The organism is Sphingomonas sp. SP6 (genome assembly GCF_058313435.1).
In genome coordinates this window covers 507236-527139 of record NZ_JBZFLG010000003.1, presented here as the reverse complement: position 1 = coordinate 527139, position 19904 = coordinate 507236, and the positions used below count along the sequence as shown (strand labels likewise).

18 protein-coding genes are annotated in these 19904 nt (G+C 70.4%); 9 read left to right on the top strand and 9 right to left on the bottom strand.

Annotated elements, in window-relative coordinates; genetic code table 11:
• Positions 1-24: 24 nt before the first annotated feature.
• The 5 genes from AC4GYY_RS12725 to hrcA all read right to left on the bottom strand — a co-directional run bounded on the left by AC4GYY_RS12725 (position 25) and on the right by hrcA (position 4535).
• Positions 25-1029 carry a zinc-dependent alcohol dehydrogenase family protein gene (locus tag AC4GYY_RS12725; RefSeq protein ID WP_491120977.1) on the bottom strand — a complete coding sequence of 335 codons (1005 nt, stop codon included), beginning with the start codon at positions 1027-1029 and terminating at the stop codon, positions 25-27.
• Positions 1030-1093: 64 nt separating this feature from the next.
• Complete coding sequence (locus AC4GYY_RS12720) at positions 1094-1717, bottom strand: glutathione S-transferase family protein (protein WP_491120975.1); 624 nt, start codon at positions 1715-1717, stop codon at positions 1094-1096.
• Between the two features lie 124 nt (positions 1718-1841).
• Positions 1842-2714, bottom strand: a complete 873-nt coding sequence (locus AC4GYY_RS12715; RefSeq protein ID WP_491120973.1) for a dienelactone hydrolase family protein — start codon at positions 2712-2714, stop codon at positions 1842-1844.
• Positions 2715-2906: 192 nt separating this feature from the next.
• Positions 2907-3467 carry a nucleotide exchange factor GrpE gene (gene grpE / locus AC4GYY_RS12710; protein ID WP_491120972.1) on the bottom strand — a complete coding sequence of 187 codons (561 nt, stop codon included), beginning with the start codon at positions 3465-3467 and terminating at the stop codon, positions 2907-2909.
• A 30-nt stretch (positions 3468-3497) separates the two neighbouring features.
• Positions 3498-4535, bottom strand: a complete 1038-nt coding sequence (hrcA, locus tag AC4GYY_RS12705) for a heat-inducible transcriptional repressor HrcA (protein ID WP_491120971.1) — start codon at positions 4533-4535, stop codon at positions 3498-3500.
• Between the two features lie 92 nt (positions 4536-4627).
• Here hrcA and rph point away from each other — a divergent pair, with 92 nt between their 5' ends.
• The 7 genes from rph to AC4GYY_RS12670 all read left to right on the top strand — a co-directional run bounded on the left by rph (position 4628) and on the right by AC4GYY_RS12670 (position 11606).
• Positions 4628-5341: a ribonuclease PH gene (gene rph / locus AC4GYY_RS12700; RefSeq protein WP_491120969.1), complete on the top strand. Its 714-nt coding sequence runs from the start codon at positions 4628-4630 to the stop codon at positions 5339-5341.
• Positions 5338-6009 carry an RdgB/HAM1 family non-canonical purine NTP pyrophosphatase gene (gene rdgB / locus AC4GYY_RS12695; RefSeq protein WP_491120967.1) on the top strand — a complete coding sequence of 224 codons (672 nt, stop codon included), beginning with the start codon at positions 5338-5340 and terminating at the stop codon, positions 6007-6009. The genes rph and rdgB overlap by 4 nt, the downstream gene beginning before the upstream one ends.
• Entirely contained in the window at positions 5975-7666 is a 1692-nt protein-coding gene (locus AC4GYY_RS12690) for an MFS transporter (RefSeq protein ID WP_491120965.1), read from the top strand. Before rdgB ends, AC4GYY_RS12690 begins: the two co-directional genes overlap by 35 nt.
• Positions 7663-8805, top strand: a complete 1143-nt coding sequence (locus AC4GYY_RS12685) for an HlyD family secretion protein (protein ID WP_491120963.1) — start codon at positions 7663-7665, stop codon at positions 8803-8805. Before AC4GYY_RS12690 ends, AC4GYY_RS12685 begins: the two co-directional genes overlap by 4 nt.
• A 104-nt stretch (positions 8806-8909) precedes the next feature.
• On the top strand, positions 8910-10265 hold the full coding sequence (locus tag AC4GYY_RS12680) for an efflux transporter outer membrane subunit (protein WP_491120962.1): 1356 nt from the start codon (positions 8910-8912) through the stop codon (positions 10263-10265).
• 175 nt (positions 10266-10440) lie between these two features.
• On the top strand, positions 10441-11052 hold the full coding sequence (locus AC4GYY_RS12675; protein ID WP_491120960.1) for a TetR/AcrR family transcriptional regulator: 612 nt from the start codon (positions 10441-10443) through the stop codon (positions 11050-11052).
• A gap of 152 nt (positions 11053-11204) precedes the next feature.
• Complete coding sequence (locus tag AC4GYY_RS12670) at positions 11205-11606, top strand: hypothetical protein (RefSeq protein WP_491120958.1); 402 nt, start codon at positions 11205-11207, stop codon at positions 11604-11606.
• A 99-nt stretch (positions 11607-11705) separates the two neighbouring features.
• Here the strand turns inward: AC4GYY_RS12670 and AC4GYY_RS12665 are convergent, their stop codons facing one another.
• Positions 11706-12554, bottom strand: a complete 849-nt coding sequence (locus tag AC4GYY_RS12665; RefSeq protein ID WP_491120956.1) for an HpcH/HpaI aldolase/citrate lyase family protein — start codon at positions 12552-12554, stop codon at positions 11706-11708.
• Entirely contained in the window at positions 12551-13549 is a 999-nt protein-coding gene (gene galE, locus AC4GYY_RS12660; RefSeq protein ID WP_491120955.1) for a UDP-glucose 4-epimerase GalE, read from the bottom strand. Before galE ends, AC4GYY_RS12665 begins: the two co-directional genes overlap by 4 nt.
• 59 nt (positions 13550-13608) lie before the next feature.
• Here galE and msrA point away from each other — a divergent pair, with 59 nt between their 5' ends.
• A complete protein-coding gene (gene msrA / locus AC4GYY_RS12655; RefSeq protein WP_491120953.1) occupies positions 13609-14151 on the top strand; it encodes a peptide-methionine (S)-S-oxide reductase MsrA in 543 nt (180 codons plus the stop codon).
• A gap of 42 nt (positions 14152-14193) precedes the next feature.
• On the opposite strand, the gene AC4GYY_RS12650 is transcribed toward msrA, so the two are convergent.
• Positions 14194-16800 carry a TonB-dependent receptor gene (locus tag AC4GYY_RS12650; RefSeq protein ID WP_491120951.1) on the bottom strand — a complete coding sequence of 869 codons (2607 nt, stop codon included), beginning with the start codon at positions 16798-16800 and terminating at the stop codon, positions 14194-14196.
• A 125-nt stretch (positions 16801-16925) separates the two neighbouring features.
• Entirely contained in the window at positions 16926-18509 is a 1584-nt protein-coding gene (locus AC4GYY_RS12645) for a tetratricopeptide repeat-containing sulfotransferase family protein (protein ID WP_491120949.1), read from the bottom strand.
• A gap of 106 nt (positions 18510-18615) precedes the next feature.
• Here AC4GYY_RS12645 and AC4GYY_RS12640 point away from each other — a divergent pair, with 106 nt between their 5' ends.
• A complete protein-coding gene (locus AC4GYY_RS12640) occupies positions 18616-19896 on the top strand; it encodes an amino acid permease (RefSeq protein ID WP_491120947.1) in 1281 nt (426 codons plus the stop codon).
• Positions 19897-19904 lie beyond the last annotated feature (8 nt).

The window sequence follows — 19904 nt, the reverse complement described above, 5'->3', positions numbered from 1 at the left end:
GGGGGCAATCGGCGGCGCGCGCGATCAGATGTCGAGGCAGATCTTGCCGAAATGCTTGCCCGATTCCTGGTGGCGGAAGGCGTCGGCGATCTCCTCGAGCGCGAAGTGGCGGTCGAGGATCGGGCGCAGGCCGTTCGCCTCGACCGCCCGGATCATGTCCTGCTGGTGGCGGCGCGCGCCGACGGTGAGCCCGACGATGCGCTGGTTGCCCTGCATCACCGAGACGGTCGGGACGACGCCCGAGATCCCTGCGAGGACGCCGATCAGCGCGATATGCCCGCCGACCTTCGTCGCCGCGATCGACTGCGGCATCGTTCCGGAGCCGCCGATCTCCACGACGTGATCGACCCCGCGCCCGCCTGTGAGCCCGCGCGCGACCTCGCCCCAATTCTCGTGCGTCTTGTAGTTGATCAGGTGGTCGGCGCCGAGCGCCTTCAGCCGCTCGAGCTTCTCGTCGGAGGAGGAGGTGGCGATCACGGTCGCGCCTGCGGCCTTGGCGAACTGGAGCGCGAAGATCGAGACGCCGCCGGTGCCCTGGACCAGCACGATGTCGCCGCTTTTGATCGCGCCGTTGACGACCAAAGCGCGCCAGGCGGTGAGCCCGGCGCAGGTCAGCGTCGCCGCCTCGGCGTCCGAATAGCCGGCGGGGGCACGGGTGAAGGCGTCGGTGGGTGCGGTCGCGTATTCGCGGGCGAAGCCGTCGGTGCTGTCGCCGGGGACATGGCCCATCATTCCGGCCATCAGCTCGCCGTCGCGCCACAGCGGGAAGAAGGTCGAGACGACGCGGTCGCCGACCGCGAACTCGGTGACGCCGTCGCCGGTCGCGACCACTTCGCCCGCGCCGTCCGACATCGGGATGCGTCCCTCCGGCGCAGGGATCATGCCGGTGACGACCGCATAATCGTGGAAGTTGAGCGAGGAGGCGCGGATGCGAACTTCGATCTCGCCGGCGGCGGGATCGCGCCGCGCGGTTTCGGTCAGGCGCAGTTTGTCGAGGCCGCCGGGTTGCCCGAGCTGGATGGTCCGCATGTCTCTCTCCTCGTGTCGCGATCGCGGATCCGTTATCGCGATGGCGGAAGCTAAGTCACGCGACTTATTCCGTCGCCTGCGCCTCTGCGATCAGCGCGTCGTCGATCTCACGGGCGCGGATGGCCGCGGGCCGCTCGATGAGGCGAGCCCAATAAGCGTCGAAGGCGTCGCGCTTGGGCAGCGAGCCGAACATCAGCCCCCAGCCGACCTGGCTGCCGACATAGACGTCGGCCGCGGTGAAGCGGTCGCCGGCGATATAGGGGTGCGCCGACACCGCCGCCTCCAGCGTGTCGACGGCCGTGTCGTAGTTCGCATAGCCGACCATCGCGCGCTTGTCCGGCGCGACCTCGACCCCGAGCGAGCGGTTGGTGATCGCCGCCTCGACCGGGCCGGCGGCGAAGAACAGCCAGCGGTAATAGTCCGCGCGCTCGTCGGCGGTGGGGGCAAGGTCCGCCTGCGGGAAAGCCTCGGCGAGATAGGTGCAGATCGCCGCGCCTTCGGTGACGACGCGGCCGTCATGGACGATCGCCGGGACCTTGCCCATCGGGTTGATCGCCAGGTAATCTGCCGCCTTCATCGAGGATTGATAGTCGAGCAGCACGGTGTCGTACGGCGCGCCGACCTCCTCGAGCATCCAGCGGATGATCCGCCCGCGCGACATCGGGTTGGTGTAGAAGGTCAGCGCCACGGCAAGTCTCCCATCCTAAGACCGTTCACCCCGAGCGTAGTCGAGGGGGCCGGTCCATGCCTCGACTTCGCTCGGCACGAACGGCGTGCGGGACGAGTCGACCAAGAACGTTAAGAGAACATCGCTACACCTTGGCGTCAAGATGCTTGTGGAGGAAGGCCAGCGTGCGGCCCCAGGCGAGGTCCGCCGCCGCCTTGTCGTAGCGTTCGGCCGAGGTGTCGTTGTTGAAGGCGTGGTCGACGTTCGGATAGGTGAACGCCTCGACCGGCTTGCCCGCGGCCTTGAGTGCGGCGACCCAGGGCTCGCCGGTCTGGGCTACGCGCGTGTCCTTGCCGGCGTAATGGAGCATCAGCGGGCAGGTGACCTTCGCCGCCTCGGCGGGCGAGGGGGCGGGGCCGTAATAAGCGACGCCGGCGTCGACCCCGCCGGCGATCGCCATCCGGTCGACGAACGCGCCGCCCCAGCAGAAGCCGACGATGCCGACGCGGCCGTCGGTCTTGGGGAGCTTCCTCGCGCGGTCGGCGTAGGCGCGCGCCTGGGCGAGCGCGAGGTCGTAGTCGATGCTGCCGATCAGATTGCGCGCGGCGTCCTCGTCGGCGGGGGTGCCGCCCTGGGGCGCGAGCAGATCGGGCGCGACGGCGACGAAGCCGGCGAGCGCGACGCGCCTGGCGACGTCCTGGATGTGCGGGGTGAGGCCCCGGTTCTCGTGGATGACGAGGACGACGCCAGGGGCCTTCGCGATCGTCTTCGGTGTCACGACATAGGCGCGCGACGGCTTTCCGGCTTCCGTCCCCGTCTCGATCGCGGCGTGTACGCGCGCGTCGTTGGCATCGGTCAGCGCGGCGGCGGCGGGGGAGGCGGCGATCGTGCCGATCAGCGCCTCGGCGGCGGCGACCGAACCGGCGAGCAGCGTCATCTGCTTCAGGAGGGTGCGGCGGTCGCCATGCTCGTGGGTGAAGGCGTCGTAGAGCTCGACGGCGCGGTCGCGGAGGGACATGGGGGCGGCTCCTGGCTGGGATGCCAATCCTACCGCGCGCACCGTTCCAGCGAAAGTCGATCCTCCCCGCCTGCGGGGAGGTGGCGAGCGGAGCGAGACGGAGGGGGCTCTCCTCCTCGATACGCCGGTAGGGAGGAGAGGCCCCTCCGTCAGCCTGCGGCTGCCACCTCCCCGTAAACGGGGAGGATTGGGTCAGTCCGGCTTCTTCGCGACGCCGACGAGCGCCGGGCGGAGCAGGCGGTCCTTGATCATCCAGCCGCTCTGCATCTCGGTGACGATCGTGCCGGGAGTCTCGTCGCTGGGCACCTCCATCATCGCCTGGTGGCGGTTGGGGTCGAGCGGCTGGCCCAGTGCCTCGGTCCTGGTGATTCCGTTGCGCGAGAAGACCGCGACCAGCTCGCGGCCGGTCGCCTCGAGGCCGGTGACGAGGCCCTTGAACTTGTCGTCCTCGCGCAGCTCCGCCGGGATCGCGGCGAGCGCGCGTTCGAGATTGTCGTTCACGCTCAGCACGTCGCGCGCGAAGTTCGTGGCGGCATAGGCGCGCGCGTCGGCGATGTCCTTCTCGGCGCGGCGCCGGACGTTCTGGATGTCGGCATGGGCGTAGAGCGTCTGCTGCTTGGCCTCGGCGAGCTGGTTCTCCAGTTCGGCGATCCGCTGCGCGCTCGCATCGTGTTCGGCGACTTCGGGCGCGTCGGCGGCGGTCTCTTCGCGCAGGTCTTCCGGGCGGAGGTCTTCGGTCGGTCGGTCGGTCATCGGGTCCCCGTATCGCGTTGAAAACGACGCTCAGCCCATCAGCCGAGCGAGCGTCGCGGCCGTGAAATCCACCATGGGCACGACCCGCGCGTAGTTCAACCGCGTCGGGCCGATCACCCCGACCACCCCGACCACGCGCCCGTCGAGCCCGCGGAACGGGCGCGCGATCACCGACGAGCCGCTGAGCGCGAACAGGTTGGTCTCCGCGCCGATGAAGATGCGGGTCGCGTCGCCGGCGCGCGCCGAATCGAGCAGGGCGGCGATCTCGCCCTTGCCATCGAGATCGTCGAGCAGCGAACGGACGCGCTCGAGATCGGCGGCGGCGTCGTCGAGCAGGCGGCCCTGGCCGCGGACGATCAGCACCGGGCGGCGCTCGGCGTCCTCGCTCCACACCGCGACCCCGCGCTCGACCAACGCGCGCGCGGCGCCGTCGACCGCGGCCCGGCCCTCCGCCAGCTCGCGCTCGACCCGCGCCCGCGCCTCCGCCAGCGTCAGGCCCGAGAGCGTGGCCGACATGTAGTTGCCCGCCTCGACCAGCGCCGATGGGCCGACCCCGGGAGGCAGGTCGATCACCCGGTTCTCGACCGCGCCGTCCTCGGCGACGAGGACCGCGAGCGCCTGGGCGTGGCTCAAGGGCACGAATCCGATCGAGCGCAGCCGCTGCTCGCGTTTAGGCACCATCACCAGCCCGGCGCAGGCCGACAGGCCCGAGAGCGCGGCGGCGGTGGTGGCGAGCGCCTCCTCGACCGGGCCGGGCGTCTCGGCGCGGGCGGCGATCTGGCGGCGTTCCTCGGGTGTCGGTTCCAGCGCCTGCATCATCCCGTCGACGAACAGGCGCAGCCCGAGTTCGGTCGGCATCCGCCCCGCCGAGGTGTGCGGCGCGGCGAGGAGACCCAGGTCCTCCAGCTGGGCCAGCACGCTGCGGATCGAGGCGGGGGAGAGGTTGAGGCCGCTCTGCGCCAGCGTCCGCGAGCCGACCGGCGCGCCACTTTGCAGATACTCGTCGACGACGCGACGGAAGATGTCGCGCGCACGCTCGGAAAGGTCGACGATCGGAGGGGTGGACACGAGGGGGATGTAGGCGCGGGCGCGCGGGCGCTCAACGGGGTGGCGCACCCGGATGCTTCAGGTTACGCGCGCCCCAACCAAGGAGACCTGCCATGCGCCCCAGCGGCCGCGCCCCCGATCAGATGCGGGCGATCACGATCGAGCCGAAGTTCACCCGTCATGCCGAAGGATCGGTGCTGATCGGGTTCGGCGACACCAAGGTGCTCGTCACCGCCTCGATCGAGGAGAAGGTGCCGCCGTTCCTGCGCGGCAAGGGACAGGGCTGGGTGACCGCCGAATACGGGATGCTGCCGCGCGCGACGCATACCCGCGGCAGCCGCGAGGCGGCGAAGGGCAAGCAGTCGGGGCGGACGCAGGAGATCCAGCGGCTGATCGGGCGGAGCTTGCGCGCGGTGACCGACATGGCGCTGCTCGGCGAACGGCAGATCGTGCTCGACTGCGACGTGATCCAGGCCGACGGGGGCACGCGCACCGCCTCGATCTCGGGCGCGTGGGTCGCGCTGCGGCTGGCGATCGACGGGCTGCTTCAGTCCGGCAAGCTGACCGCCGACCCGCTGACGCAGAAGGTCGCCGCGATCAGCTGCGGCATCCACCAGGGCACGCCGGTGCTCGACCTCGATTACGACGAGGATTCGACCGCGGACGCCGACGCGAACTTCGTGCTGCTCGAGAACGGCAATATCGCCGAGGTGCAGGCGACCGCCGAAGGGGCGACCTACGACGAGGAGGCGCTGCTCCGCCTGCTCCGTCTGGCGCGGATCGGTTGCGCCGACATCTTCGCCGCGCAGGCGAAAGCGGTCGCATGAGCGGGGAGGGCGAGACGCCACAGGCGATCCGTCGGCTGACGCCCGGCCGGCTGGTGATCGCCAGCCACAACGAGGGCAAGGTGCGCGAGATCGCGGCGCTGCTCGCCCCCTATGGCATGGAGGTGGTGTCCGCGGCCGAGCTCGACCTGCCCGAACCCGAGGAGACGGGGACGACCTTCGTCGCCAATGCCGAGCTGAAGGCGCGTGCGGCGGCGGACCTGTCGGGGCTGGTCGCGCTCGCCGACGACAGCGGGCTGTGCGTCGATGCGCTGGGCGGAGCGCCCGGCATCTTCTCGGCGCGCTGGGGCATGGCGGATCCGGGGATCGCCGGGGTCGCACCCGTGCCCGCGTTTGCGGGGCGCGACTTCGCGCTGGCGATGGACCGGGTCGAGCGGAAGCTGGCGGCGCTGCCCGAGGGGACGTCGCGCGACGCGCATTTCGTCTGCGCGCTGTCGCTCGCCTGGCCCGATGGGCATGTCGAATGGTTCGAGGGGCGGGTCGACGGCGTGCTGGTGTGGCCGCCGCGCGGCGAGAACGGGCATGGCTACGATCCGATGTTCCAGCCCGAGGGTCACGCGCGGACGTTCGGCGAACTGGGCGACGATGTGAAGAACGAGATCAGCCACCGGGCCGATGCGTTCCGGCAGCTGGTGGCAGCGGTGTTCTGACGGCGCGATGCTGGCGCGGTTCCGCCGGTTCCTCGCCGAAGAGGAGTGGGCCTTCGCCCCGCACGAGGTGCCGGTCATCGCCGGATCGCCGGGATCGCCCGAGCATCCGGCGCCGCGCCGTGCCGCTTATGCCGCGATCTCGGTGCTGCTCGGGCTGACCGCGGGGCTGGGCAATGCGCTGGTGGCGGCGAACACGACGACGCTCCAGGGGGCGCTGGGGCTCGATCCGGCCGAGATCGCGTGGCTGCCGACCGTCTATGTGATGACCAACGTCAGCATCAACCTGCTGATGATCAAGTTCCGCCAGCAGTTCGGATTGCGCCCCTTCGCGCTGATCTTCCTCGGCCTCTACGCCGCGATCACCTTCGCCCACCTCTTCGTCCTCGACTTCAAATCGGCGATCGCGGTGCGTGCGATCAGCGGGGCGGCGGCGGCGCCGGTCTCGAGCCTCGGCCTCTATTACATGATGCAGGCGCTGCCCGCGAAATGGCGGCTGAAGGGCGTGGTGCTGGGCATCGGCATCCCGCAATGCGCGACGCCGCTGGCGCGGCTGTTCTCGCCCGAACTGCTGGCGATGTCGCAGTGGCGCACGCTCTACCTGTTCGAGCTGGGCATGGCGCTGCTGAGCCTCGCCGCGGTCGCCTGGCTGCGGCTGCCGCCGACCGTCCGGCAGAAGGCGTTCGAGCCGCTCGACTTCGTCACCTTCACCCTGTTCGGCGGCAGCATGGCGCTGATCGCGGCGGTGCTGGGGCTGGGGCGGATCGTGTGGTGGACCGAGGCGCCGTGGATCGGCTGGGCGTTGATCGCGGCGATCCCGATGCTGGCGGCGGCGCTGGTGATCGAGCACGGACGCGCCAATCCCTTGCTCAACACCCGCTGGCTGGCGAGCGCGGACATCCTGCGCTTCACGATCGTGACGGTGATGGCCCGGATCGTCCTGTCGGAGCAGAATTACGGTGCGATCGGGCTGCTTACGCTCCTGGGCCAGAACAACGATCAACTCGTCACCTTCTTCGTGCTGATGTTCCTCGCCTCGGCCGCGGGCGTGGTGGCGAGCGCGGTGGTGCTGAACGTCGAGAAGTTGGCACATCCGGTGATGCTGGCGATCGCGCTGGTCGCAGTGGCGGCCTGGGCCGATTCGCACTCGACCAGCCTGACGCGCGCCCCCGAGCTCTATGGCACCCAGATGCTGATCGCCTTCGCCGGCACCTTCTTCCTCGGGCCGTCGCTGCTGTTCGGGATGACCCGTGCGCTCCAGCAGGGAAGCGGGCATATCATCAGCTTCGTGGCGCTGTTCGGCATCATCAATTCGATCGGCGGGCTCGCCGGGACCGCCTTGCTCGGGACCTATCAGGTCGCGCGCGAGCAGGAGAATAGCGCCGCCGTGGTCGCGGGTCTGGATGCGAGCGACCCGATCGTCGCGGCGCGGCTGCAGGCGGGCGCGGCGGGGGTGAGCCGGGTGGTCGGCGACCCGGCGCTGCGTTCGGCGGAGGGCGCGGCCTTGCTGGGGCAGACCGCGCGGCGCGAGGCGAACGTCCTCGCTTATGACGACGTGTTCCGGCTGATCGCGGTGCTGGCGGCGCTGACCAGCGGCTACCTCGCCTTTCTGCTCGCGCGGCGGAACTGGCGCGCGCGGCGGGGGCTGGTGCCGGCATGACCGACACGCGCACCCCCGTCAGCTCCACGCCCGAGACCGAGGAGCGCGTGATCGAGGAGCAAGGCGCGCCCGTCGGCTCGGGCTGGCGGCCGCAGCGGCCCGGCCCGGTGGCGATGGTGGTGATCGCGCTCCTGGTGCTCGGCGGCGTCGCCGCGGTGCTGGCGGCGTGGCGGCTGCCGCCGTTCTCGACCGCGAACGAGCAGACCGACAATGCTTACGTCCGCGGCCGCGTGACGGTGATCGCGCCGCAGGTCTCCGGCTATATCACGCAGGTGCTGGTCCGCGACTTCGAACAGGTCCGGCAGGGCCAGGCGCTCGCGGTGATCGACCAGCGGATCTACCGGCAACGGGTCGATCAGGCGCAGGCGCAGGTGTCGGCGCAAACCGCGACGCTCGCCAATGCGCTTCAGGCGGCGCGCAGCCGCACCGCCAGCCTGGGCGCGCAGGAGGCCGCGGTCGAAAACGCGCAGGCGCAGCTGCTGCGGGCGCAGGCCGACATGGCCCGGGTGAACGACCTCGTCACCGACGGTTCGGTGAGCTTGCGCGAGCGCGATCAGACGCTCGCCGCGCTCCGGCAGGCGCAGGCCGGGGTCCGCCAGGCAGAGGCGGCGCGCGAGATCGCACGGCAGGACGTCCGCACCGTCGAGGTCGGGCGCGGCGGGCAGCAGGCCGGGGTGTCGGGGGCGGAGGCCGCCTTGAAGCTGGCGCAGATCGACCTTGCCAACACGGTGATCCGCGCGCCCGAGGCGGGGCGGCTGAGCGAAGTCGGCGTCCGCGTCGGCCAATATGTCACCGCGGGTTCGCAGTTGATGTTCCTGGTCCCGCCGGAGACGTGGGTGATCGCCAACTTCAAGGAGGCGCAGACCGCGCGAATGACGGTCGGCCAGCCGGCGAGCTTCACCGTCGACGCGCTGGCGCAGGCGCGGCTGACCGGGCGGGTCGAGCGGATCAGCCCCGCCGCGGGAAGCGAGTTCGCGGTCCTCAAGTCCGACAACGCGACGGGCAATTTCACCAAGGTGCCGCAGCGGATCGCGGTCAGGATCCGGGTCGATCCGGGGCAGCGGCTGGCGGCGCGGCTGCGACCGGGGATGTCGGTCGAGGCACGGGTGGATACGGCCGGCGGCCCGCGGGTGCGGTGAGGGTGGCGAGGCGACTCTCCCCTCACCCTTCCGCCGACTTCGTCAGCCCGCGCCGAAGGCGTGGGAAGGGTGAGGGGGCGAGCTTAGGCGTGATCCTCGTTGCGGTGGCACTTTCCGCCTGCATCGGCCCGCGCCCGCTCGCGCCCCCGGCGGCGCACGTCACCCCACCGCCTGCGTGGCGCACGGCGCTCGGTCCCGGCGCCCCGATCCGCGCCGGCTGGTGGAGCGCGTTCGGCGATCCCGTCCTGACCGCTCTGGTCGAGCGCGCGCTGGCGAACAATGTCGACGTCGCGGTCGCCGCCGCGCGGATCGACGAGGCGCGGGCGCAGTTCCGGCTCGCGCGCGCGCAGCTGTCGCCGACGATCGGCGGCGGCGCGGGTTCGACCGCGGGGCAGACCCTGTCGCCGTTCGGAACGCCCTCCGACGCGATCGGTGCGCAGCCGGCAGTGACGATCAGCTACGACCTCGACCTGTTCGGTCGGCTGCGCCAGCTGTCGCGCGCCGCGCAGGCGCAGGTGCTCGCGAGCGAGGCGTCGCAGGGTGCGGTGCGGCTGGCGACCGCGGCGGGGGTGGCGAGCGGCTATGTCCTGCTGCGAGCGCTCGACCGGCGGCTTCAGGTCGCGCGCGAGACGCTAGCGGCGCGCGCCGAGGCGCTGCGGATCGCGCGGCGACGGGCGGAGACGGGCTATACCTCGGCGCTCGAGCTGCATCAGGCCGAAGGCGAATATCGCTCCACCGAGGCGCTCGCCGCCGCCGCCGCGCTGGCGGTGACGCGGCAGGAGAATGCGCTCTCGGTGCTGCTCGGCGACGCGCCGGAGGCGATCGCGCGGGGGCTCCCGATCGAGCGGCTCGCGGCGCCGGCGATTCCGGACGGGCTGCCGTCGGACCTGTTGCGCCGCCGGCCCGACATCTTCGTCGCCGAGCAGACGCTGGTCGCCGCCGACCGCACGCTCGATTCGGCGCGCGCGGCGATGCTGCCGAACGTCGCGTTGACCGGATCGGCGGGGGTGGCGCTGTCGACCGCGCTGGCGAACCCGGTCGGGGTGTTCACGGTCGGGGCGAGCATCCTGTCGCCGATCTTCGACGCAGGCCGGCTGCGCGCGCAGACCGACGCGGCGACGGCGCGCCGTGACCAGGCGGCGTTCGCGTATCGCCGCGCGGCGCTGACCGCCTTTCGCGAGGTCGAGGATTCGCTGGCCGGGGTGCAGCGCTCGGGCGAGCAGGCGACCGCGTCTGCGCTCCAGCGCGATGCGCTCGCAGCGGCGCTCGTCAATGCGCGCAACCGCTACCGTGCGGGGTATTCGTCATATCTCGAGCAGCTCGACGCCCAGCGCGGATTGCTGTCCGCGGAGCTGACGCTGATCGGCGCGGAGAGCGACCGGCTGACGGCGTATGTGGCGCTGTACCAAGCGATGGGCGGCGGCTGGTCGCCGGCGGACGTAGCGGCGGTCGGACGGTAGCCCGATTGATCCTCCCCGCCTGCGGGGAGGTGGCAGCCGAAGGCTGACGGAGGGGGCTCTCCTCGAGCGACACAGAGGAGGAGAGCCCCCTCCGGCGCTCCGCGCCACCTCCCCGTGAACGGGGAGGAGCGAGAAGACTCGACTTCTCCGCGACTTCACTTATATACCAGCCGTTATGAAACTCGGCATGTGCTCGGCCCCCAAGGGGCGTCCGCGCGAATTCTGTACGGACAAGGCGCTCGCCGCCGCGCTGCGGGTCTTCTGGTCGAAGGGCTATGAGGGCGCGTCGATGGCGGACCTGACCGAGGCGATGGGGATCACCAAGCCCAGCCTCTACGCCGCGTTCGGCAACAAGGAGGCGTTGTTCGCCAAGGCGCTCGACCTCTACGAGGCCGAGAAGCTCGCGTACACGCGGACCGCGCTCGACAAGCCGACCGCGAAGGGCGTCGCCGAGGCGATCCTGCGCGGCGCGGTCGCCAACATGACCGGGGCGAATGAGCCGCACGGCTGCATGGGCGTGATCTCGTCGATGGCGTGCGGGGCGGAGGCCGAGCCGATCAAGGCCGCCGTCGTCGAGCGCCGCGCCTCGTCGCAGCGCGCGGTGGTCGAGCGCTTCCTGCGAGCCAAGGAGGAAGGCGATTTGCCGGCGCACGTCGATGCGCAGGCGCTGACCGGCTATCTGTTCGCGCTCCTCCAAGGGCTGGCGGTGCAGGCGGGCTCGGGCGCGAGCGTCGAGGCGCTCGAGCGCGTGGTCGACACCAGCATGATGGTGTGGCCCTCCAATTAATTTACTGGGCGGTACAGAAAGTGGTTGACCCGAGAGCAGCCACTCTGTACCAAGCGGTATAGATTGCAGACATGGCGGATCGGACCCGCCGCGGAGCGCCGGACAGGCGCTTCGCGGGAGGATCGGTGCTTTGCCAGGGAAGGAGATTCACCATGGCCTATATGGATTTCACCGCCGAGCCGGTTCTGGTCAGCGACCGCGCCCCGATCCCCGTGGCGGACCTGGCGCCGGCGCGCGTCGCCGAGCTGTCCGCGCTCGAATGGTCGGTCGTCGCGCTGGCGCGACGCGACTCGCTCGGATCGCTCCGTCAGCCCGGCCGCATGGCGGTCGCATTGGGCGGGCTGTTCGGGTCGCGGCACAATCCGCGGCTCGCCGACGGGAAGCTCGAGGCGTTGCGGCGGATGGCGGTCCACGCCTGGCACCGCGGCTATGCGGTCGCCAAGTCGGAACTTCAGGCGTTCCTCCGCGCCGGCTATTCGATCGATCAATATGAGACGATGATGGCGAGCATCAGCGTCGCCAAGATGGGCGGGACGCAGCGCAAGGCTGCGTAGTCCTACTCCGTTCGTCCTGAGTAGGGACTGAGCGGAGCGAAGGCCCGTATCGAAGGACCAGTGCTGTCCTTCGATACGCCACTTCGCGTCGCTCAGTGGCTACTCAGGACGAACGGTGTCAAACAACATCCTCTTCGCCGCCTTCAGATGCGGCGCGTCGATCATCTTGCCGTTGAGCTGGAGCACGCCTGCCCCCGGGTTCGCGTCGAACGCCGCCACCACCGCGCGGGCGTGCGTCAGCTCCGCCTCGCTCGGGGTGAAGGCGGCGTTGATCGGGGCGATCTGCGAGGGGTGGATCGCCATCATGCCGGTGAAGCCGTCGCGCCGCCCGCGCGCGGCATAGGCTGCGAGCCCGTCGAGATCGCGGAAGTCGGGATAGACGGTCTCGATCGCCGCGACGCCCGCCGCGTGGGCGCCGAACAGGGTGAGCGCGCGGACGACCTTGTAGGGATCGGTGTAGCTGCCGTCGGCCTCGCGCGAGGTCGCGGCGCCGATCGCGGCGGGCAGGTCCTCCGCGCCCCAGGTCAGGCCTGCGAGCCGAGGCGACACCGGCGCGAACGAGCCCAAGCCGAAGACGGCGCGCGGCGTCTCGCTGGCGATCGGCAGCACCAGATAGTCGCCGGGCAGCCGGTCGAGCAGGTGTTCAACCGATTCGCTCCCTTCGGCCTTGGGCAGGACGATGCCGTCGATCGCCACGCCGGCGAGTGCGGCGATATCGGCGGCGGCGTCGCCGGTGTCGATCGGGTTGATCCGGACGAAGATCGCCGGTGCGTCCTCCTCACGTGGGCTGCCGGCGAACTCCGCCACGTGTCGGCGTGCCTCGGGCTTGCCTTCGGGAGCGACGGAATCCTCGAGGTCGAGGATCAGCGCATCCGCGCCGAGCCCCAGTGCCTTGACCATCCGCTCCGGCCGGTCGCCGGGGACGAACAGCAGCGAGCGAAGCCTCACCGCCCCATCTCGGCCAGTTTGCGCTCCCAGGCGAGCGCGTCGCGGACGATGCCGTCGAGGTCCTGGCGTACGGGACGCCAGTCGGTCGCGGCGAGGATCGCCGAATTGTCCGCCACCAGCAGCGCCGGATCGCCCGCGCGGCGGCCCTCCAGCTTGCGCTCGACGCGCATGTTGGTGACGCGGTCGACCGCGTCGAGGACCTCGAGCACCGAGAAGCCGCGGCCGTAGCCGCAGTTGAGCGTGTGGCTCTTGTCCGGCCGCTCGATCAGCAGCCCGAGTGCGGCGACATGCGCGTCGGCGAGGTCGCTGACGTGGATGTAGTCGCGCACCCCGGTGCCGTCGGGCGTGTCGAAATCGGTGCCGAACACCGCGACGCTCTGCCGCTTGCCGGTCGCCGCCTCGACCGCGATCTTGATGAGGTGGGTCGCGCCGATCGTCGACTGGCCCGAGCGTCCCTCGGGGTCCGCGCCGGCGACGTTGAAGTAGCGCAGACAGGCGTAGTTGATCGGATGCGCCGCGGCGGTGTCGCGCAGCATCGCCTCGGTCATCAGCTTCGACATGCCGTAAGGGTTGATCGGCACGGTCGGATCGCCCTCGGCGATCGGCATGCGGACCGGGTTGCCGTAGGTCGCGGCGGTCGAGGAGAAGATGAAGTGGGGGACGCCTTCCGCCACCGCGCTCTCGATCAGGCTGCGCGAGGCGGCGGTGTTGTTGCGGTAATATTTGAGCGGGTCGCTGACCGACTCGGGCACCACGACCGAGCCGGCGAAGTGCATGATCGCCTTCACCCCGTGCTCGCGGATCACGTCGCGGACGCCGGGGTCCTCGACCGCGATCTTGACGAAGGCGGCGCGCCCGTCGACCGCCCAGTCAAAGCCGGTGACGAGATTGTCGATCACGACGACCTGATAGCCCGCGTCGAGCAGCGCCAGCACCGCGTGGCTGCCGATATAGCCGCCGCCGCCCGTCACCATCACCTTGCCGTCGAGCGCCATCGCCGTCTCCTTTGCGCGTCGCCTAGCGGCTTCCTATCTTGTCGGCAAAGGAGACTTCCATGACCGATTATGTGACGCTTGCGGGCGGCTGCTTCTGGTGCACGGAGGCGGTGTTCAAGGACGTGATCGGGGTCGAGAGCGTCGAATCGGGCTATATCGGCGGCCATGTCGCTAACCCGACCTACCGCCAGGTGTGCGGCGGCGACACCGGCCATGCCGAGGCGATCCGCGTCGGCTACGATCCGGAAGCGCTGGCGCTCGCCGACCTGTTCGACATCTTCTTCGCGACGCACGATCCGACCCAGCTCAACCGCCAGGGCAACGACGTCGGCACCCAGTATCGGTCGGCGATCTTCCCCGCCGACGACGCGCAGCGCGAGGCGGCCGAGGCGGCGACCGCGCGCGCCCAGGCGGGCTCGTCCAAGCCGATCGTCACCACGATCGAGACGATGGGCGAGTGGTATCCGGCCGAGGATTACCACCAGGAGTATTGGGACGGAGAAGGGCAGCGTAACCCCTATTGCCTCGCGGTGATCCCGCCCAAGTTGCAGAAGCTGCGCAAGAGCTTCGCCGCTCGGTCGAAGGCGGCGGTGCGCGCGTGACGGCACCCCTCCCGCGCTGGGTGCGCGGGAGGGATCGTCTCCTCAGAACTTCGCGCCCGCGCGGATGCCGATCGTCCGCGGCGTGATCGGCACGATGTACGGCCGCTGCCCGCAATTTCCGCATTCCTGGAAGCGCGACAGCTGCCCGCGTTCGTCCCACAGATTCTGGACGAACAGTTCGAGCGAATAGTTGGTCAGATCGGCCCCGACCGCGACGTTGCCCGCGGTATAGCCTTCGATCCGCCCGAGCATCTCCGCGGGGCTGACGATGGCGAAAGTGCCGGTCTGATAGACGGCGGTGCGGATGTCCGATGCGGCCGAGCTCTGGTGGACGGCGTTAAACTGCGCATAGGCCTTCGCCGCGCCGACCGGGACGGTGTAGCGCGCGGTGCCGCTGATCTTGAAGCGCGGCGTGATCGGCAGGCGTGTGCCCTTCGGCGCGGAGATCAGATTGCCGTCGCCGGTGTCGGCGCAGGTGTAGGTCGGGTCGTCGAACAGGCACAGGTTCTTGCGCGTGACCGCATCGGTATAGGCGGCCGCCGCGGTGAGCGAGAGCCCGCCGCTCGCGAAGGTGGCGTCCGCCTCCGCGCCGCGGATCCGCGCGTCGGGGCCGTTGTGGATCTCGGTGAAGCTGTTGGCGCCGAGGAACGAGAACTGGAAGTTCTTCCAGTCCTGCTGATAGACTGCGCCGTTGATGCGCAGCCGCCCACCCATCAGCGTCGCCTTCGCCCCCAGCTCGTAATTCGCGAGCGTGTCCGCGGCATAGGGGGCCACGTCGGCGCGGCGATTGATCCCGCCGGGGCGGAACCCGCGCGACCAGGTGCCGTAGAGGAGCAGCCCGTCGACCGGCTTCCACGTCAGATTGACGCGGTTGGTGACGCCCTGGCCCTGCGCGCGCACCGGGCTCAGCTGCCCGCTCGCGAAGTTGGCGAGGTTGGTGCAGGGGCTCCCCGAGACGACCGCGGGGAGCAGGGTGATGTCGGTCTCGCCGTTGAGCTGCGCGTCGCGCAGTCGCTCGCCGGTCGTCGTGTAGCAGCCCGCGACGCCGGTCCGGCTGCTCCCCGCCGCGTTTGGCGGGGGGTTGTCGTCGGCGCCCTGATAATAAGCGGGGTTGCGCCCGAAACCGAAGAAACCGATCAGGGTGTTGTCGTAGATATAGCCGCGCACGCCGCCGGTGAGGGTCAGCCGCGGCGTGAGATCGAAGCTCGCCTCGCCGAACATCGCATAATCGCGGTCGACGCGGTGCTGCTGGGTGAGCCAGAGCGTCCCGGGAAAGCCGTTGACCGACAGATCGGCCGCGAGGTTCGGGACCTGATAGTCCTGGTGGATGTCGTTGCTCTGGCGCTGATAGAAGGCGCCGGCGACGACGCGGAAGCGCTCGTCCTGCGGGCTGGCGACGCGGAGTTCCTGGCTCAGCTTCTTGAAGTGATCGGCACCGATCACGTTTTGGCGCGGGTCGATCAGATTGCCCGCGGCGTCGTTGAAGTAGAAATAGCCGGCGAGCCCGCCATAGCCCGAATAGAGCTGATCATAGGCTTCGGCGTAATCGGTGTAATCGGTCGATTGGAAATCCTTGCGATCGAGATACGCGCCCGCATAGGTCACGTCCCAATTGCCGAGCTTCCCCTCGATCGTCAGCGCCCCCTGGATGAAGCGGTCGCGGCGGTATTCGGGGAAGAAGTGCTGGACCTTGAGGTCGCCCAGGCTCGGATCGAAGCCGTAGGCGCCATGGCTCCGCGTGTCCTGGTAGATCACGCTCGGCGTGATCGTCCAATCGGCGTCGAGATCGACCTTCAGCGCGGCGCGACCGCCCCAGATCTCGGTATCGTTATAGTTCTTCTCGACGTATTTCGCATTGTCGACTACGATCCCCCCGTTGACCGCGGTGCAGCCGGTCGCGGTCGGCTCGGGCAGGAAGCTGCGGCAGCCGGGGACATTGTCGATATAGCCCGCGTCACGCTGGTAGAAGCCGACCAGGCGCAGCGCGACGTCGGGCGAGACGGGGATGTTGAGCATCCCCTCCAGCTTGCCGCCGACGCCGCCCTTGTGAACGGTGTTCACCTCGCCGTCGACGCGGCCGTAGAAGCCGGCGGTGTCGGGCTTGTTGGTGATGATGCGGATCGTCCCGGCCTCCGACGAGGCGCCGTAAAGCGTGCCCTGCGGCCCGGCGAGGCTTTCGATCCGGGCGATGTCGTAGACGTGGACGTCCAGATTGCCGCCGATCGTGGTGACCGGCTGTTCGTCGAGATAGACGCCGACCGAGGGGAGCGTTCCCGAATGGTTGCCGTCCCCGCCCGAGGCGACGCCGCGCATGTAGACGACGTTGGTGCCGGGCGTTCCGCCCAGCGCCTGGAACGCGACCGAGGGCAGCTGCTGGCTGTATTGTTGGAAATTGGTGACGTTGAGGTCGTCGAGCCGCTTGGTGCCGAGCGCCTGAATGCTGATCGGAACGTTCTGGAGCGACTCCGAGCGCTTCTGCGCGGTAACGACGATGTCCTCCATCCCGCCCGCGTCCGCGCCGCTCGCCTCGCTGGTCGCCTGTGGCGACGCCGTCTGATCGGTCGAGGTCGCCACATCCTGCGCGAACGCCGGGGCGGCCGTGGACGCAAGAAGCACGGCGATGGCGGTGCGACGGCCGATATGGCGCATGAAGGTCCCCCGAGTTCGCGATTGTTTCGCTCGTGTGACTTCGCTTGCGCAACATTGCTGCGTCAAGCGGCGTGGCGACGCGGTCCGCAGTTCAGCCGCGCAGCGTGGCGCGAATACAACATGCCTCAGTGCGCGAAAGCGACGGGGGTCTCCGGATAGCGGTCGAGCACGTCGCCGAGCGCCTCCGCCAGCGGGCCCAGCCAAGCCGCAAAAGGCATCCACGCCTGGGTCCCCGCACGGGTGATCGGCTGGCGGACCTGCTCGCTCGACGGCGTACGGATCGCGCGCTCGGTGGTGTGCGCGGCGAGGCATTGCGGCTCGAACGCGAGCCCGCAGGCGGCGAGCAGCGCGCGGACCTCCACCTCGGTGTCGTCGAGCAGCGCCTCGTGGATCACGCGGTGGACGCGCCCCGGGGCGACCCGGTCGACATGCGCCATCAGCCGGACGTAGTCGCGGTAATAGCGCCCCATGTCGCCGAGATCGTAGCTGAAGCCCTGACCGCGCGCGTAATGCTGCTTGAAGTTCGAGAAGCCGCACGCGAGCGGGTGGCGGCGCGCGTCGACGATCGTCGCGTTCGGCAGCGCCAGCAGGATCAACGGCACGAGCACCCAGTTGTTCGGCAGCTTGTCGACGAACCGCGGCCGGTCGGTCCGCCGGTGGATGCGGGTGCGCTGGATGTACTCCTCCCCAAGCGCGGCGAGCCGATCGGGCGAGAGATCGGCGATCGCTTCGGGGTAGCGGCCGTGGCGGCGGGCGAGGATCGGCCACTCGCCGAGCTCCGACGTCCCCTCGACCCGGCTGTGGCTGGCGAGGATCTGTTCGACGAGGGTCGACCCCGCGCGTGGCATCCCGACGACGAAGATCGGATCCGGCGCGGCGCTGCCCCAGCCCGCCCGCGCCGCCATGAACGCCCGCCCGAACATGGCGATGCTCGCATCGACCTGGCGCGTGGTGCGGTCGGCGTCGTAATCGAGCGAGCGGCGGCGCAGCGCATTGCCCGCGGCGTAATGCGCGAACGCCGCGGCCGCTTCGCCGCGATCCTCGCGCGCCTTGCCGAGTGCGAAGTCGAGATGGAAGCGATCCTCGTCGGCGAGGTTCGGTGTGGTCAGCGCGCGCTCCATCGCGGCGACGTCTGCGTCGTCGAAGCGGTAGGTCTTGAGGTTGGCGAGGCTCCACCAGACCTCGCCGAGCGCCGGCGCGCGCGCCAGCGCCGCGCGGTAGGCGGCGATGCTCTCGGCCGTGTGGCCGACGGTCTTGAGCGTGTGGGCGTAGCTCATCCAGACCTTGGGCGCTTCGGGCGCGCGGGCGAGGACGTCGCGGTAGATCGTCAGCGCCTCCTCGAACCCGCCGACGCGGTTCAGGGCTGCCGCCTGGAGGTTGCGCGCGCCGATCTCCTCCGGCGCCTCCGCCACCGCGATGTCGAGTTCGGCCAGCGCTTCGGCGGGGCGGTTCTGGCGGTGGAGGACGAGCGCGAGATTGGTGCGCGCCGCGGTGAAGGCGGGGGCGAGCTCGAGCGCACGGCGGAGCAAAGCCTCGGCGTCGCGGATGCGGCCGATCCGGGCGGCGAGCTCCGCGAGCATCCGAATCGCGCGCGCATCGAACGGATCGCGCTTCAGATAGTCCTTCAGCCCGCGCTCTGCCTCGGGCAGGCGGTTGTCGTGGAGCGCGAGCGCGGCGTCGAGGAGGGCGGGGGGGTAGCGGCTGGCCAATCGAAATCCCGTCGTGCCGGGCTTGTCCCGGCATCCACCGTGCCGCACAACCTCAGGCTAGGGGGATGTGCCGGACGGTGAACCCCTGCACAAGACCGGGGAACGGATGGCGAAGACGACCCAAGCCCGCGCCCTCGGCCTCTGGTCCGCGCTTGCGCTCGTCGTCGGGAACATGATCGGCTCGGGCATCTACCTGCTGCCTGCCACGCTCGCGCCGCTCGGGGCGAACGCGCTTGCCGGTTGGGGCGTGACGATCGTCGGGGCGATGTGCCTCGCCTACGTGTTCGCCCGACTCGCGGCGCGAGTGCCGGGGGAGGGAGGGCCGTACGCCTTCTCGCGCGCGGCGTTCGGGCCGGCGACGGGGTTCTTCGTCGCCTGGAGCTACTGGGTCCTGGTCTGGGCGGGGAACGGCGCGGTCGCGGTGGGAGTGACGAGCGCGCTGAGCCTGGTGATCCCGGGGCTCGACCGCGGCGTCGCGCCGGCCCTGGCCGCGGTCGGGATCAACTGGCTGCTGGTCTGGGTCAACATCCGCGGCGTCGCGCTCGCCGGGCGCGTGCAGGTCGTGACGACGGTGTTGAAGCTGGCCCCGCTCGCCGCCGTGATCCTGCTCGCGGGGTGGCTGCTGCTGCGCCACGGCGCGGGGGCGCTGGTCGCCAACCCGGTGGTCCCGCTCGCGCCCGGATCGATCGCGGCGGCGGCGGCACTGACGTTCTGGGGATTCCTGGGCGTCGAGTCGGCGACCGTCCCGGCGGAGCGGATGACGAATCCGCGCCGGATCATCCCGATCGCGACGCTAGGGGGGACGGCGCTCACCGGCGCCATCTACCTCGCGGTCGCCGCGGCGGTCGCGGCGATGCTGCCGGCGGCGCGGGTCGCGAGCTCGCAGGCGCCGCTGTCGGACTTCCTGGGGCGAGCCTTCGGCGGCGGGTTCGGGCAGATCGTGGCGCTGTTCGCGGCGGTCAGCGCGTTCGGCGCGCTCAACGGCTTCATCCTGATCCAGGGTGAGATGCCCTATGCGATGGCACGCGGCGGCGTCTTTCCGGCGTGGTTCGGGGTCGAGGGGCGGCACGGCACGCCTGCTCGGGCGCAGATCGTGTCGGGGCTGCTCGTGACCGCGGTGATGGCGCTCAACTACACCGGCTCGAACGCGCAGCTCTTCACCGACGTCGCCGCGATCAGCCTCGCGGCAGGAATGATCGCCTATCTGGCAAGCGCGTTGGCGGGATGGACGTTGCTGATCGGCGAGCCGATCGCCCGCGCCGTCTCGCTGGTCGCCGCCGCGTTCGTCGCATGGATGGTCTGGGGCCTGGGCCCGCGTGCCGACCTGTGGGGGCTGACGCTGGTCGCCGCGGGGCTACCCGTGTATCTCGTCGCCCGGCGGCGCTGACCGCGCTC